The 14,665-nt window shown below is 37.3% G+C and carries 13 protein-coding genes and 1 other annotated feature; all 13 genes read left to right on the top strand.

Annotated elements, in window-relative coordinates; translation table 11 throughout:
• Window positions 1–2 precede the first annotated feature (2 nt).
• The 13 genes from HMPREF9180_RS07295 to HMPREF9180_RS07235 all read left to right on the top strand — a co-directional run bounded on the left by HMPREF9180_RS07295 (window position 3) and on the right by HMPREF9180_RS07235 (window position 14,647).
• Window positions 3–1,226 (top strand): FtsW/RodA/SpoVE family cell cycle protein, encoded by a 1,224-nt coding sequence (locus tag HMPREF9180_RS07295; RefSeq protein ID WP_025168720.1) that lies wholly within the window; start codon window positions 3–5, stop codon window positions 1,224–1,226.
• Window positions 1,227–1,236: 10 nt separating this feature from the next.
• Complete coding sequence (locus tag HMPREF9180_RS07290; protein WP_006145879.1) at window positions 1,237–1,785, top strand: DJ-1 family glyoxalase III; 549 nt, start codon at window positions 1,237–1,239, stop codon at window positions 1,783–1,785.
• A gap of 109 nt (window positions 1,786–1,894) precedes the next feature.
• Window positions 1,895–2,458, top strand: coding sequence for an HAD family hydrolase (locus HMPREF9180_RS07285; RefSeq protein ID WP_006145878.1), 564 nt, complete (start codon window positions 1,895–1,897; stop codon window positions 2,456–2,458).
• 14 nt (window positions 2,459–2,472) lie between these two features.
• Window positions 2,473–4,419 (top strand): DNA topoisomerase (ATP-hydrolyzing) subunit B, encoded by a 1,947-nt coding sequence (gene gyrB, locus HMPREF9180_RS07280; protein ID WP_006145877.1) that lies wholly within the window; start codon window positions 2,473–2,475, stop codon window positions 4,417–4,419.
• A gap of 79 nt (window positions 4,420–4,498) precedes the next feature.
• On the top strand, window positions 4,499–6,226 hold the full coding sequence (gene ezrA, locus HMPREF9180_RS07275; protein ID WP_006145876.1) for a septation ring formation regulator EzrA: 1,728 nt from the start codon (window positions 4,499–4,501) through the stop codon (window positions 6,224–6,226).
• A gap of 180 nt (window positions 6,227–6,406) precedes the next feature.
• Window positions 6,407–7,735 carry a peptidoglycan-N-acetylglucosamine deacetylase PgdA gene (gene pgdA / locus HMPREF9180_RS07270; RefSeq protein WP_006145875.1) on the top strand — a complete coding sequence of 443 codons (1,329 nt, stop codon included), beginning with the start codon at window positions 6,407–6,409 and terminating at the stop codon, window positions 7,733–7,735.
• A gap of 102 nt (window positions 7,736–7,837) precedes the next feature.
• Window positions 7,838–7,968, top strand: a sequence feature (ribosomal protein L20 leader region).
• A gap of 15 nt (window positions 7,969–7,983) precedes the next feature.
• Window positions 7,984–8,514 carry a translation initiation factor IF-3 gene (gene infC, locus HMPREF9180_RS07265; RefSeq protein WP_025168719.1) on the top strand — a complete coding sequence of 177 codons (531 nt, stop codon included), beginning with the start codon at window positions 7,984–7,986 and terminating at the stop codon, window positions 8,512–8,514.
• Between the two features lie 32 nt (window positions 8,515–8,546).
• Window positions 8,547–8,747, top strand: a complete 201-nt coding sequence (rpmI, locus tag HMPREF9180_RS07260; protein ID WP_003003453.1) for a 50S ribosomal protein L35 — start codon at window positions 8,547–8,549, stop codon at window positions 8,745–8,747.
• Between the two features lie 49 nt (window positions 8,748–8,796).
• Complete coding sequence (gene rplT, locus HMPREF9180_RS07255) at window positions 8,797–9,156, top strand: 50S ribosomal protein L20 (RefSeq protein WP_000124830.1); 360 nt, start codon at window positions 8,797–8,799, stop codon at window positions 9,154–9,156.
• A gap of 159 nt (window positions 9,157–9,315) precedes the next feature.
• Window positions 9,316–10,980 (top strand): molecular chaperone HscC, encoded by a 1,665-nt coding sequence (locus tag HMPREF9180_RS07250; protein WP_006145871.1) that lies wholly within the window; start codon window positions 9,316–9,318, stop codon window positions 10,978–10,980.
• 11 nt (window positions 10,981–10,991) lie between these two features.
• A complete protein-coding gene (locus tag HMPREF9180_RS07245) occupies window positions 10,992–13,532 on the top strand; it encodes a J domain-containing protein (RefSeq protein WP_025168718.1) in 2,541 nt (846 codons plus the stop codon).
• Window positions 13,533–13,622: 90 nt separating this feature from the next.
• Window positions 13,623–14,003: a lactoylglutathione lyase gene (gene gloA, locus HMPREF9180_RS07240; protein ID WP_006145868.1), complete on the top strand. Its 381-nt coding sequence runs from the start codon at window positions 13,623–13,625 to the stop codon at window positions 14,001–14,003.
• Between the two features lie 209 nt (window positions 14,004–14,212).
• On the top strand, window positions 14,213–14,647 hold the full coding sequence (locus tag HMPREF9180_RS07235; RefSeq protein WP_006145867.1) for a hypothetical protein: 435 nt from the start codon (window positions 14,213–14,215) through the stop codon (window positions 14,645–14,647).
• Window positions 14,648–14,665 lie beyond the last annotated feature (18 nt).

Genomic DNA, 14,665 nt, shown 5'->3' with positions numbered 1-14,665 from the left:
TTATGAAGCGTTCATTCGACTCTAGGGTCGATTATAGTTTAATATTACCAGTATTTTGTTTGTTGGTAATCGGAGTTGTAGCGATTTATATAGCAGTAAGTCATGACTACCCAAACAATGTTTGGCCTATACTTGGGCAACAACTGGCATGGATAGCCCTAGGGATTATCTTTAGTTTTGTAGTCATGTTTTTTAACACAAAATTTTTATGGCAGTCCACTCCCTATTTATACGGTCTAGGTCTTGCCTTGATGATCTTGCCTTTGGTTTTTTATAATCCAAGTTTAGTGGCTGCAACAGGTGCTAAAAACTGGGTGTCATTTAGTGGGTATACGCTTTTTCAACCTTCCGAATTCATGAAGATATCTTATATCTTGATGCTGGCTTATGTGATTGTAATGTTCACAAAAAAATATAAGGATAAAGAACGAACGATTGGTTTAGATTTCCTTTTGATTTTTTGGATGATTATTTTTACGATTCCAGTTTTAGTGTTACTGGCTTTGCAAAGTGACCTTGGGACGGCAATGGTTTTTGTTGCAATCTTTTCAGGTCTTGTCTTATTATCAGGTGTTTCGTGGAAGATTATCATCCCAGTCCTTGTATCGGTTGTATCAGCAATTGCGGGATTTTTAGCTATCTTCATCACAAAAGATGGCCGTACCTTTATGCACCAGCTTGGGATGCCGACTTATCAGATTAACCGTATCTTAGCTTGGCTCAATCCCTTTGATTATGCTCAGACAACTACCTATCAACAGGCACAGGGGCAAATTGCAATCGGTAGTGGTGGTGTATTTGGTCAAGGCTATAACGTGTCCAATCTCCTCATTCCAGTTCGAGAGAGTGATATGATTTTCACAGTTATCGCTGAAGATTTCGGTTTTATTGGGTCAGTTGTAGTGATTGCACTCTATCTGCTCCTCATCTATCGCATGTTAAAGATTACCCTTCAATCTAACAATCAATTTTATACCTACATATCAACTGGATTTATCATGATGCTCTTATTCCACATCTTTGAAAATATTGGTGCGGTAACAGGACTCCTTCCTCTGACGGGGATCCCCTTGCCATTCATTTCTCAAGGGGGGTCGGCTATTATCAGTAATCTCATCGGTGTTGGTCTGCTATTATCTATGAGTTATCAAACACACCTAGCTGACGAAAAGAGTGGTCGAACAAGATTTAAACGTAAAAAAGTTGTGTTGAAAAAAGTGAAATAAGGAGGTTGCTATGCCCAAAGTTGCAGTTATCCTAGCAAACGGATTTGAAGAAATCGAAGCCTTGACGGTCGTAGATGTTTTGCGTCGTGCAAATATTACCTGTCATATGGTTGGATTTAAAGATAAGGTGACAGGATCCCATGCTATTCAGGTTCAAGCTGATTTTGTATTTGACGGTGATTTGTCAGGCTATGATATGATTGTCCTTCCAGGAGGTATGCCTGGCGCTGCCCACTTGCGGGACAATGAACAATTAATCACTGAACTCCAAAAATTTGAGAAAGTTGGTAAAAAGGTGGCGGCCATTTGTGCAGCTCCAATTGCTTTAAATCGAGCAGGTCTTCTAGAGGGAAGAAACTTTACCTGCTACGATGGCGTCCAAGATCAAATTGCTGACGGTCACTACCATAAAGAAACAGTAGTCGTAGATGGCAACATCATTACGAGCCGTGGACCAGCAACAGCTTTAGCTTTTGCTTACCACTTGGTTGAGACACTGGGTGGAGATGCTGAGTCACTAAGAAATGGCATGCTCTACACAGACGTTTTTGAGAAATAAAATGGAAACTGAGAAGGATCTTTCTTACTTGAGGAGATTCTTCTCTTTTTTAAGGTCAAAATCAAGCTAAACATCGCTTTTTTCATAAAAAAATGATATAATAAAGGGTATGAAATATCACGATTATATCTGGGATTTAGGTGGGACTCTGCTTGATAATTATGAAACATCTACAGCTGCTTTTGTGGAGACATTAGCAGAGTTTGGAATTGAGCAGGAACACGACTGTGTCTACGAAGCTTTGAAGGTTTCGACTGCCTTTGCCATCGAAAAGTATGCTCCAGAAATTGAAAACTTTCTTGAGAAATATAAAGAAAACGAAGCTCGTGAGCTTGAACACCCAGTATTATTTGAAGGAATTCCTGCTCTCTTGGAAAAGATTTTAGACCAAGGTGGTCGTAATTTCTTAGTTTCTCATCGAGATAATCAAGTGTTGGAGATTCTCTCAAAAACCAAAATAGCCACCTATTTTACAGAAGTAGTGACAGCTAGTTCAGGATTTAAACGTAAGCCAGATCCTGAATCTATGATTTATTTACGTGATAAGTACCATATAACATCAGGTCTAGTCGTTGGTGACCGTGCCATTGATGTAGAAGCAGGACATGCTGCAGGCTTAGATGCCTATCTCTTTGAGAACGTTGTGGCCTTAAAACAAGCAATAGACATGTAAGAAAAAGGAGAAAAATGACAGAAGATATTAAAAACCAACAGGCACAAGATTATGATGCCAGCCAAATTCAAGTTTTGGAAGGTCTGGAAGCTGTTCGTATGCGTCCAGGAATGTACATTGGTTCAACTGCCAAAGAAGGTCTTCACCACCTAGTGTGGGAAATTGTAGATAACTCTATCGATGAGGCTTTGGCAGGATTCGCTAGTCATATCGAGGTTTTTATTGAACCGGATGATTCGATTACAGTTATTGATGATGGTCGTGGAATTCCAGTTGATATCCAAGAAAAAACAGGGCGTCCTGCCGTTGAAACAGTCTTTACTGTTCTTCATGCTGGAGGTAAATTTGGCGGTGGCGGTTACAAGGTTTCGGGTGGACTCCACGGTGTAGGTTCGTCCGTTGTAAATGCCCTTTCAACCCAGTTGGATGTTCGTGTTCACAAAAACGGAAAGATTCATTACCAAGAATACCGTCGTGGACATGTTGTTGCTGATCTCAAGGTGATTGGAGATACAGATAAAACGGGAACAATCGTACACTTTACACCAGACCCAGAAATTTTTACTGAAACAACGACATTTGACTTTGACAAATTAAATAAACGTATTCAAGAGTTAGCCTTCTTGAACCGTGGCCTTCAAATCTCAATTACTGACAAACGTGAAGGACTTGAACAAACCAAACATTATCACTATGAAGGTGGTATTGCGAGTTACGTTAAATATATTAACGAAAACAAGGATGTTATCTTTGATACACCAATCTACACAGATGGTGAAATGGATGATATCACAGTCGAAGTTGCTATGCAGTACACAACTGGTTACCATGAAAATGTCATGAGCTTCGCTAACAATATTCATACCCATGAAGGTGGAACGCATGAACAAGGTTTCCGTACAGCCTTAACTCGTGTCATTAACGACTATGCTCGTAAAAATAAACTTCTAAAAGATAACGAAGATAACCTAACAGGTGAGGATGTCCGTGAAGGTTTGACTGCTGTCATCTCTGTGAAACATCCAAATCCACAGTTTGAAGGTCAAACCAAGACGAAACTTGGAAATAGTGAAGTTGTGAAGATTACCAATCGCCTCTTCAGCGATGCATTTTCTGACTTCTTGTTGGAAAATCCACAGATTGCTAAGCGTATCGTTGAAAAAGGGATTTTGGCTGCCAAAGCGCGTGTTGCTGCCAAACGTGCGCGTGAGGTTACACGTAAGAAATCTGGTTTAGAAATCTCAAATCTTCCAGGAAAATTGGCGGATTGCTCATCAAACAATCCAGCTGAAACGGAACTCTTCATCGTCGAAGGGGACTCTGCAGGAGGTTCAGCAAAATCAGGACGTAATCGTGAGTTCCAAGCCATCTTACCAATTCGTGGTAAAATCCTTAACGTTGAAAAAGCGAGCATGGATAAGATTTTAGCTAATGAGGAGATTCGCAGTCTTTTCACAGCTATGGGAACAGGATTTGGCGCTGAGTTCGATGTTAGCAAAGCCCGCTATCAAAAACTGGTTATCATGACAGATGCCGATGTTGATGGAGCTCACATTCGTACCCTCTTGTTAACTCTGATTTATCGTTATATGAAACCTGTTTTAGAAGCGGGTTATGTTTATATTGCACAGCCACCAATCTACGGTGTTAAAGTTGGTAGTGAAATTAAAGAATATATTCAACCAGGATCAGAACAAGAAACCCGCTTGCAAGAAGCGTTGGCTCGCTACAGCGAAGGTCGTTCTAAACCAACCATTCAACGTTATAAAGGACTTGGTGAGATGGATGACCACCAACTTTGGGAAACTACGATGAATCCTGAACATCGTCTCATGGCCCGTGTATCAGTAGATGATGCAGCCGAAGCAGATAGAATTTTTGATATGCTTATGGGAGATCGGGTAGAACCACGTCGGGAATTTATTGAAGAAAATGCGGTGTACAGTACCCTTGACGTTTAAAAAATTGGAAAATAGTTCCCAAGGCTTGAAAAATATGATATAATCAATACAATTGTGTCAAGTATAAAAGGAGTTTGATATGTCAGATAATCAGTTGATTATTACCTTGATTGGAATCGCAGTTCTGCTTCTTATTGCTTTTGCTGTAGCAATTTTGCTTCGTAAACGTAATGAGAGTAGACTTACAGCTTTAGAAGAAAAAAAAGAAGAACTATATAACCTTCCTGTTAATGATGAGGTAGAGGTTGTTAAAAATATGCATCTGATTGGTCAAAGTCAGGTTGCCTTTAGAGAATGGAACCAAAAATGGGTTGATTTGTCTCTTAACTCTTTTGCAGACATCGAGAACAACCTCTTTGAAGCTGAAGGATTCAACAACTCATTCCGTTTCTTGAAAGCTAAGCACCAAATTGATCAAATTGAAAGTCAAATCGAACTTGTTGAAGAGGATATCGCTGCAATTCGAAATGCTTTGTCTGATCTAGAAAAACAAGAATCAAAAAATAGTGGACGTGTATTACATGCCCTAGACTTATTCGAAAAACTACAAAATACTGTAGCTGAAGATTCAGAAAAATATGGTCAAGCTCTTCCAGAAATTGAAAAACAATTGGAAAATATCCAATCCGAGTTTTCTCAATTTGTAACCTTGAATTCATCAGGGGATCCGGTTGAAGCAGCAGGAATTTTGGATAACGTAGAAAATCATATTTTAGCTTTGACACATATCGTTGAAAGAGTTCCGGCAATCGTGACCAAGCTGTCTACTGAATTACCGGATCAACTTGACGATTTAGAAGCAGGTTATCGTAAGCTCTTAGATGATAATTATCATTTTACTGAAACAGATATTGAATCTCGCCTTCAACTACTATATGAAAACTTGAAAAACAATCAAGAGAATATTCGTAAGTTAGAATTAGATAACGCTGAGTATGAAAATACCCAGACTCAAGAAGAGATCAATTCGCTTTATGATATTTTTACACGTGAAATTACTGCTCATAAAGCTTTCGAAAAATTGGTGGCTACCCTTCCTACATATCTACAACACTTGAAAGAAAACAATCAGGTATTGGTAAAGGATATCGAACGTCTTGGAAAAACCTACTTGATTTCTGAAAGTGATGTGAATAAAGTTCGTCGCCTTCAAACAGATATCTCGACCTTGAATACAACGATTGAAGAAGCGACTAACAATCAAACTGAAGTTACAGAAGCATATTCTGTCTTGCAAGAACGTTTCGAAAATCTCCAATCTACATTGAAGGATATTGAAGATAATCAAATCGCTGTTAGCGAACGTTTAGTCAAGATTGAAAAAGATGACATCAATGCTCGTCAAAAAGCAAATGTATATGTTAACCGTCTTCATACTATCAAGCGCTATATGGAAAAGAGAAACCTTCCAGGAATTCCACAGAATTTCTTGAAGCTCTTCTTTGATGCAAGTCATAGTACAGAAGACTTGATGGCTGAGTTGGATCAAGCGAAAGTGAATATTGAATCTGTCAATCGTATCCTTGAGGTTGCTACAAATGATATGAACATATTGGAAGAAGAAACCTACAGTATTGTCCAAAATGCAACACTAACAGAACAATTGCTTCAATATTCTAACCGTTACAGATCATTTGATGACCGTATTCAACAAGCTTTCCAAGAAGCCTTGAATATCTTTGAAACAACCTTTGATTATCAAGAATCTTTTGAAAAAATCTCTCAAGCATTAGAAGTTGCTGAACCTGGAGTAACGAGCCGTTTTGTTACTTCTTATGAGAAAACAAGAGAAAGTATTCGTTTCTAGTCTCTAAAAGAACTCTAGAATTAGCTAGGGTTCTTTTACTTAACTTTTTATATTAAACATGAATTTATTCCATGTTTTCATTGAAATTATAGCACTGATTTGATATGATAAAACTATGACAAACAAGAGATCACCCCAAAAGACAGTTAAGAAAAAAATAATAAAAAGCTAGGAAATCTTGTGTTGATTTTGTTCTTCATAATGTTAGCACTTGGTAGTATGATTACTTATAAAGTGTTGAGCAAGCAAGCCTTTGAACAGAAAATTGAAAGTCTCAAGAAGGAAAAAGAAGATGCATATGCACAAGGTAGCCAAAAGGAGCATTTTCGCAAGGAAAAATCAGAGATTATTACTTATTATCCACAGGTAGGAGATAGTATTATTTCTTCTGCCAAGGATGCGATTGTAAAGGATATCACCGACAAGGTCGAAGGAAAAGACCAGTTGATTTTTTATTACTCAGAAAAAGGAGATTCTTCTCTAAATGGTATTGAAAATCGCCTGATTAAAAAACAAGCTTATGATTTAGCTCATTCAAAAGTCGTTGAGCTCGAAAATACCACTCTCGATCAGGTATATCTAAAAGAAGATGGTTCAATCTTTACGCTGGACCAACTCTTTACAGATACAAAAAAAGCAAAGGAAAAATTACTAGAAGATCTTAAGACTACTCTCCAAGATAAAAAGGTAGATCAATCATTGGTTGATCAAGTTTCAGCTGATTTATCAGCTGCAGAATTGTCAAGCTGGAGATTTGCTTACAAAGATAGTCAATTAGTTCTTTATCCTGTTAAATCAACTGATAATGTGGAAGAAATAGCGATGCCTATTTCAGATTTCTTTGATTTTATTCAAACTTCTTATCTATCAGATAAGGATGCTGAACTTTATAAAAAAGTTCAAGCAGAAAAACATAAAAAAGTTGTTGCCTTGACCTTCGATGATGGTCCAAATGCAACTACAACACCACAGGCACTAGATATATTAGCTAAATATAAAATCAAAGCAACTTTCTTTGTACAAGGGAAAAATGTCGCTGGTAACGAAGCAATTCTTAAGAGAATGAAGGCTGAAGGTCATGAAGTGGGTAATCACAGCTGGGATCACCCAGTCTTAACAAAACTTTCCTTGGAAGATGCTAAGAAACAACTTACGGATACAGAATCAGCAATTACCAGTGTGCTTGGAACAAGTTCAAAATTGATGCGTCCTCCTTATGGTGCCATTTCAGATGATATCCGCAATAGTCTTGATTTAAGCTTTATCTTGTGGGATGTTGATAGTCTGGACTGGAAGAGTAAAAATGAAGCTGCAATTTTGGCAGAGATTCAGCGTCAGGCAAGTAATGGTTCGATTATTTTAATGCATGACATTCATCAAACGTCAGTCAACTCATTACCGAAAGTCATTGAGTATTTACAAGGGGAAGGTTATAGCTTTGTCACAGTCTCTGAATTGTTGGGTAACCATGTGAAACCACATGAAATTTACTATTCACGTAATCAATAAAGTCAATTCTTAGGTGATGGATTCAATTCTTTTACCTTGATAAAGTAAAAAGATAATTTTTTATCTTGACAAGTAGGGAAAAACTTGGTATCATATAAAAGTTGAGAAAAGCAGAAGTGAGAACTTCTCGCCTTGCGACTAACGTTGTCTGGCCCCTACGGATCAAGTTTCAGAAATGAACGATAATCATGTAGTGCGGATTTGCGTTAGCAAGTCCGCTCTTGTTTTTCTCTAAATTAAAAAAAGAGGTGAAAACCATAGCAAAGCAAGACTTATTCATCAATGATGAAATTCGTGTACGTGAAGTTCGCTTAATCGGTCTTGAAGGTGAGCAATTGGGTATCAAACCACTAAGCGAAGCGCAAGCACTTGCGGATGAAGCTAATGTGGACTTGGTTCTCATTCAACCTCAAGCTAAACCTCCTGTAGCGAAAATTATGGATTACGGTAAGTTCAAATTTGAGTACCAGAAGAAGCAAAAAGAACAGCGCAAAAAACAAAGCGTTGTGACCGTGAAAGAAGTTCGTTTGAGCCCAGTAATTGACAAGGGTGATTTCGATACCAAACTTCGCAATGCTCGCAAGTTCCTTGAAAAAGGAAACAAAGTAAAGGTATCTATTCGCTTTAAGGGACGTATGATTACCCATAAAGAAATTGGTGCAAAAGTTTTAGCCGACTTCGCTGAAGCAACTCAAGATATTGCTATCATCGAACAACGTGCTAAAATGGATGGACGTCAAATGTTTATGCAATTGGCGCCAGCAACTGACAAAAAATAATTGTCAGAAAGTTAAATAAAGGAGAAAAAATCATGCCAAAACAAAAAACACACCGCGCATCAGCTAAACGTTTCAAACGTACAGGTTCTGGTGGACTTAAACGTTTCCGTGCTTATACATCTCACCGTTTCCACGGAAAAACTAAAAAACAACGTCGTCATCTTCGTAAAGCATCTATGGTGCATGCAGGAGATTTCAAACGTATCAAAGCAATGCTTACTCGCTTGAAATAATCGCGTATTCGTAAGTAAAGAATTCTAGGAAATATTGGAGGAAATATAAATGGCACGTGTTAAAGGTGGCGTTGTATCACGCAAACGTCGTAAACGTATTCTTAAATTAGCAAAAGGTTACTATGGAGCTAAACACATCTTGTTCCGTACTGCAAAAGAACAAGTAATGAACTCTTACTACTATGCATACCGTGACCGTCGTCAAAAGAAACGTGACTTCCGCAAATTGTGGATTACACGTATCAATGCGGCAGCTCGTTTGAACGGACTTTCATACTCACAATTGATGCATGGTTTGAAATTGGCTGAGATCGAAGTTAACCGTAAAATGCTTGCTGACTTGGCTGTTAACGATGCAGCAGCTTTCACAGCTCTTGCAGATGCAGCTAAAGCAAAACTTGGTAAATAATGTATAAAAGTTTCATTTCTACTCTTGTGGTTTAAGCTACGGGGGGGAAATGAAGCTTTTTTTATTTTCATGAAATGGACAGTGAATGGCATCTTTTGTTTAAGGAAATAGGACTTTTCCTGTATAATAGTAGTATGTTTATAAAGATGGAGTTAGAAGATGATAGTAGGTATTGATCTAGGAACGACGAATTCATTGGTAGGTGTTTATCAAGATGGTCAAGTAAAACTGATTCCAAATGCTTTTGGAGAATATTTAACGCCATCAGTTGTGGCTTTGGACGATAATGACCAAATCATTGTAGGAAAAATTGCAAAGGAACGCTTGGTGACACATCCAGATAAAACCGTAGCCCAATTCAAACGATTTATGGGGACTAAACATGAATTAGTTCTAGGGGATAGAACTTATAAAGCAGAGGAGCTGAGCTCTTTTGTCATTCGAAAATTAGTGGATGATGCAGAGACTTTTCTTGGTGAAAAGGTTGACGAGGTTATCATCAGTGTACCAGCATATTTTAATGATGCGCAACGCTATGCTACAAAACTAGCAGGACAATTTGCAGGAGTTAAGATAGAGCGTATCATTAACGAACCTTCCGCAGCCGCTCTTGCTAAAAAATTGATGAGCAATCAAGAAGACCAGTCATTTGTGGTCGTCGATTTTGGTGGGGGTACGCTAGATATCTCGGTTGTTGAGTTGTTTGATAACGTTGTAGAGATTGTGTCTATCGCAGGTGATAATCGCTTGGGAGGAGAAGATTTTACTGCAGCTATTGCGGAGGAATTTTTAGCATCTAATCAATTGTCTAAGGAATCTATTTCTCGTGAATTTTACAGTAAAATATTGGTCCAAGCTGAGAAGGTAAAGCTGAATCTGAATACCAATGAAGAAGTGAAGATGGTAGTGATGGATCAAGAGAAAGAATACTCTTTAAACCTGACTTATCAGCGTTTTTATGAGCTGTGCCAGCCTTTGCTTGCCCGTCTTAAGTCAGTACTAGATAGAGCACTGATGGATGCGCGCTATAGTTATGTATCCTCTGAAAACTTTGTCCTTGTTGGTGGTACTTCAAAACTTCGCTTGGTACAAGATTTCTTGTCTTACTGTATTGACCAAGCAGTACAAGTGGCTGATGATCCTGATAAAATGATTGCAAAAGGCTGTGCTCTTCTCGCAGGAATAAAGGAGCGTCAGGGAGAGGTTCGTGATTTACTGTTATCGGATATTTGTCCTTTCACACTTGGAACTGCAGTTGTTGGTGATCGTTTTTCTCCGATTATCGAGCGTAATTCTCCTCTACCTGCTTCACGAACGGAACAGTATTACACCGCAGAATTAGGACAAAGCCAAGTGAAGGTAGAAGTCTACCAAGGAGAAATGATGAAGGCTTCCCAAAACTTATTCCTCGGGGAGTTGGAAGTGCCAGTTCCTGTTAATAAACGGGCTCATGAAGGCTTTACTATTCGATTCACCTATGACCTAAATGGAATTTTGGATGTAGAAGTAACCATTGATTCAACAAAGAAAGTATTTAATCATGTTATTCTCCAAGAGAGTATCACCTTGACTGAAGATGAAATCAAGAAAAAACAAGCAGAGTTAACTCGTTATAAGATTAATGCTCAAGAAACAGAGGTTTACCGTTTCTTGCTTGAAAAGGCCAATCGTGTATACAGCATGCTCTTAGGGAGAAGAAGAGATGAGTTGATGGCAGAGACTCGACGTTTTGAAGAAGAAGTTAGACAGGCATCTATGTATCATTTACCAAAACTTTATCAATCATTTTCTAACTATCTAGAGTTTCTAGAGCGTGGCTTATGAGAGGGGATTCTATGAACAAATGGGAAATCTTAGGGATTAAGCCAACTCATGATGTTAAGACTATTCGAAAACGATATTCTGAGTTAGTGAAACTTTACCATCCTGAGGACCAACCAGAAATCTATCAACAAATTGTAGAAGCCTACCAGTCGGCTTTAAGAGAAGCACGGTCTAATAGTACGAGACAAGAAACTGTTGGAAGTGAAGCTAGTTCCTATCAGCATTTCAGTAATCAAGAAGAGAAAATAGTTGCTTCTCCGTTTAATTTTGAAACTTTAAGTGAAGAGCCAACTGCTCACGAGTCGAACGATTCTAGTCATGTCTTAGATTTTAGTGATTATCTAGAGTCAGAGTATCTGATTCGAAACGCGATTGAAAGTATTGTAGGAAATCCTGACTATACCGTAGAAGAACAAGAACATCTTTGGAGACAATTTTTTAATCAGTATCGATATGATATGAGTGTTGTTCAGTCTGTTTTAGAAGAAATGGATGTTTATATTTTTAACAAACCTGAGCAATTCTCTATCATCATTCCCTTGCTGGAAGACTATATTCCTGACTTTAAGTACTGGGGATATTACTATAAACTGAAGCATTGGAAGGTTAAAAGAGCTACTGCCTACAAAAATGGAGAGTCTCTTGAGGATGCGAAAAAAGAAACTGCGAAATTGTATGCTTCTTATCGTTTATGCCAAGCCCTTCTAGAGGACTCCCAAAAAGCCAATCAAATTGGAGTTTGGATAACTTTTTTCAAACAATCTTTTTCTCCTGGTACGGTCCTTTTTCTCTTGAATAGCAGTAAACAAATGATTACTAGCATTCCAGTTTTGGCTTATATTTTGGAGAAGATTAAACCAGAGGTGGGAGAAGAAGACCAAAAAGCCTATGACGAGCTTGTGGCTTACTTTAAAGAATTAAAAGCAGATTCAGAAGAACTATTCGATATCCATTCTTATAATTTGCTAAATTCTTCAGAGGTTGAGGAAGCTCTATATCTCTTAGCCTATAGTACATATCAAGACGATGCTAGACTTGTACAGGATTGGACCTATCTCCTTGAGAATGTTCAGGATGAATCTCTCTTGCTTCAATTATTGGAGGACATCGATGTTTATCCTTTTACAAATGACAAGGTTCTGAATCTTGTTTTTGGATTTGTAAGAAATCATATTCAGGATGAAGAAAATCCTTATCTGAAGAAATTCAGTTTCTGGAAGGATACTCATTCTTATCCTTGGGTTGTTGAAAAGTTTTCATTAGATAAAAAAGAAAATTTTGATTACTGGTATCATCAAGGCTATCTCTATATTGATAAGATTACGAAGAGTGATGAAGATATCAATGATTGGGAGAAGTGGAGAACTTACTTTAAAAGTAAACCGCGCATTCTTGCGATTTTGCTTCAACAAATCTATAAGGAGTATCATCGTTTTAAAGACGGAGAATTGTTGCTTTATGTTTTAGGTCCTTTTTCTACCTCTAAAATGGTTCCCATGATGATGACGGAGGAGACAGACCAGAAACTAGAAGAGATGACCAGCTATGCTTATCAACTCTGTCATCCGAATTCTAAAATATCTTATTTGGTTTGGAAAAAAAGACAGGTCTTTAAAAATAAGTTTCTTCAGTTTGTGTTTGGTCTATTTACGATTTTTAGTTTAATATTCAGTGTTTTAGAGCAATATGCTATGAATTCCTGGGTTCATGCCGGTATGGTATCACTATTCTACGTTTATATGCTAAAATTGAGACAAACACTGATTGAAGAAGGTGTAGCTGCTAGAGGATTAAAACAAAAATTCTACTACAATCTCAAACCATGGATTCTATTAATATTGTTAATGGTCTTTATCTTACCAACCTTACCGTTAGGTCTCATTGGGGCTCTTGTTTTCATTACTTTTTTCTGTTTTATTGATGGATTCAAGATAAGTGAAGGGTTTAAGTGGGATTATTCTTTAGACAAGTTAGTTCCGCTGGGACTGTTTCTATCTTCAGGTTTTCTAGTTGCTCTGGCAAACCGAAGCGAAATGATTTCATATGTTGCGATGTGTTACATCTTTATTGTTATGATAGTGGTTGGTGTCTTATACTTTACAAGATATAAAGTAGGATTACCACCTTCATTGAAGGGAATTTTCTTTCCAATTTTAATGGGTATTATATTTTTTCAATTATTACCGTTAACTCACAGTCGCTTAAGTCTTTTTAATCCAGTTGTTCTAAGAAATGAAACTCTGAGCTTAACGTTCATACTCTTATTAAATGGAATCGTATTGGCTTATTTTACAAAAGAACAGCGTTTAGCAATTGGTGTTAAAAAGACCTTTATGATTTATGGATTGCAAATTTTTATTTTCCTAAGACGTTTATTTAGAATCCTATTCGCACCTATACAAGATTTTAGTAAAGTCTTTTTTGAAAAAGACTTACTAATTATGAATAGTGAGTTTGCTTTCTACTTCCTAGAAGGGCTCTTTATTCTTATCTTACTTTTACTTGTGCGGAATATTCGTAAGGAAAATCGAGAGGTTCTTGAATTGCGTTAAAGCATTGAGTAGGGGGTTACAGTTTAAGTTCCTAGTAAATTTTACTAATTCAGGGTATAATGGAACTATCGAAATGAAAGAGGAGATAATATGGCTTCAAAAATGTTACATACCTGCTTACGCGTAGAAAATCTTGAAAAATCAATTGCTTTTTATCAAGATGCTTTTGGATTTAAGGAATTGCGCCGTAAGGACTTTCCAGATTATGCTTTCACCATTGTTTATTTAGGTCTTGACGGTGATGATTATGAATTGGAATTGACTTATAACTATGACCATGGGCCTTATGTTGTGGGTGACGGATTTGCACACATTGCCCTTAGTACGCTTGACCTTGAAGCTCTGCATAAAGAGCATAGTGAAAAAGGTTATGAAGTAACAGAACCTAAAGGACTGCCAGGAACTCAGCCAAACTATTACTTTATCAAAGATCCAGATGGATATAAGGTAGAAGTGATTCGTGAAAAATAATAAAAACTCCTCATTTGTCAAATTGAGTTAGACTATTTCACCTGACTCAGAAAAACTTGATACGGAGTAGTGTAGGTCATTTATGTTAGTTTCTTTCAGACAAATGTGAGCGTTTATCTGGGACTAACATAGATGGCTTTTTCTATCTAGCTTAATGTGACAAATTGGGATATAATAAAAATAATTAAACAAATTAGTGGGAGAAAAAAATGTCAGACCAAAATCCAAATGTAGAACTAAACAAAGAAGAAGATAAACTAATTGTAGAGAATAATTCAGTTGAAAATACGGAGAATGGTCCAAAAGTAGTCAAGAAACCTTCGGCTCTTCTATCTTTCTCATTTTATTTGGCACTTACCTATATTCTTATATTTATACATTTTGCTTTAGCTGCTGGTAAATGGGGAATTGTATTCTTGATTTTTCTAGGTCCTAATTTAATTCCTTACGCTATAGCAACTGTCTTAACACAGATAGGAATCAAGAAAGTAAATAGAAATTTCTTGTATGCGAGTGCAGGATTTTATTTGCTTTCAGGACTCTTTGCATTCGACCCGGATTGGCAGATTTTTAGGATTTTTCCTTTTCTCTCCCTAGTTCTAGTTTTAATCGGGATATTTTTAACGAAAGATACAAGTAACTAAGTTAAAAAAAGCTAGGCG

Source organism: Streptococcus peroris ATCC 700780, from assembly GCF_000187585.1.
GTDB classification, from domain to species: Bacteria; Bacillota; Bacilli; order Lactobacillales; family Streptococcaceae; genus Streptococcus; species Streptococcus peroris.
This window is presented reverse-complemented; position numbering and strand designations above follow the sequence as displayed.